The organism is Serratia silvae, assembly GCF_023282985.1.
Classification (GTDB): domain Bacteria; phylum Pseudomonadota; class Gammaproteobacteria; order Enterobacterales; family Enterobacteriaceae; genus Chania; species Chania silvae.
This window is the reverse complement of the sequence record NZ_JAGQDC010000046.1, coordinates 1-1,282: the sequence shown is the minus strand read 5'-3', so window position 1 is coordinate 1,282 and position 1,282 is coordinate 1. Positions and strand designations below refer to the sequence as shown.

Annotated in this window: 1 protein-coding gene; it reads right to left on the bottom strand. The window is 50.2% G+C overall.

Annotated elements, in window-relative coordinates; genetic code table 11:
• A protein-coding gene (locus tag KAJ71_RS23145) for an IS3 family transposase (protein WP_375540748.1) occupies positions 1-1,229 on the bottom strand; the annotation gives its coding sequence in 2 pieces (ribosomal slippage) (positions 1-878 and positions 878-1,229; 1,230 coding nt annotated over the 2 pieces). This gene is flagged as partial in the annotation.
• Positions 1,230-1,282 lie beyond the last annotated feature (53 nt).

The window sequence follows — 1,282 nt, the reverse complement described above, 5'->3', positions numbered from 1 at the left end:
TTGCCTGTAAAACGCCTGATGCACCGCATCGGGCGTTTTGTATTTTAGCGCCTGGTGAGGCCGCTCTCTGTTGTAAATTTCTATCGATTCCCTCACCATCTTTCTTGCCTGCTCCAGATCTGCCGGGCGTGACAGCAAAAACTCCGTCTTCAGTATCCCGTTCACCCTTTCCGCCAATGCATTCTGATAGCAGTCATAGCCATCTGTCATTGAGCAGATTAGCCCGTGTCTTTCATGGATCGACTGGTAACTTGCTGAACAATATTGTATTCCACGATCCGAGTGATGGATCAGCGGCTGAGTCGTTTTTCTCTGCTTTAAGGCCTGTTTCAGGGCCTGCACGACATTGTCAGTACGCAGATCGCTGTGTACATGATGGCCCATTATTTTCCTTGAGCAGGCATCCGTTATCAGGCTCAGATAGACCATGCCATTCCGGGTTGGCAGATAGGTAATATCCGCTACCCATACCTGCTCTGGTCGCCTTACCACCACCTGTTCCGGCCCCGCTTTTAATAAATTGGGATGCCGCCGAAAACGGTGATGGCTGTCCGTTGTTTTATGGTACGCCCGTTTGACTGGCACCAGCAGCCGGCGTTCCTTCAGCAGAGAGAACAACCGGTCACGTCCGACATGCAATCCATCATCTGATTGTTTATTCAGCAGATAATGCAGCTTACGGGTCCCGATACGCGCCTGATGTACTCTTATCGTTTTAACAAAATCGATGATCCGGACATCACGAGCCCGTTGCTTACTAAGCCGTGCATTGTGCTGATACCAGGCCTGCCGGCTATGTCCCAGGAACTGGCAGGCCCGGGTAATGGTTATTTTTTGGGTTTGTTTTTGCGTGAGGACTTGCCTGGCCGCTTTTTTATGACACTGATCCCATAGTCATTTTTCAGCACGTTAACGACAGCATCAAGGAACTCCGCTTTCTGGGTGACCAGCTCAAGCTGTTCTTCAAGTTCCCTGATCCTTTGCTCAGGAGTTAAAGAGGCAGGCGGTTGGCTCATGGGCAACTCCCGGCTGGAGAGATGGGGAAGACCTGGGGCCCAGTTAAGATGGCCATGCTTGCGCAACCAAGTCAGAACGGTCGAACGTCCCTGAATACCATAGCGCAGTTGAGCCTGTTTGTAGGTCATTTCGCCTTTTTCAACCTGCTCAACAACAGCAATTTTAAAAGACAAAGGATAGTCACGTTGTGTGCGTTTAAACTCGGTCATTATCACGTTCTCCGGATTTAAGTCGAAAACGTGTCAACGCTATTCAGGACGGGTCA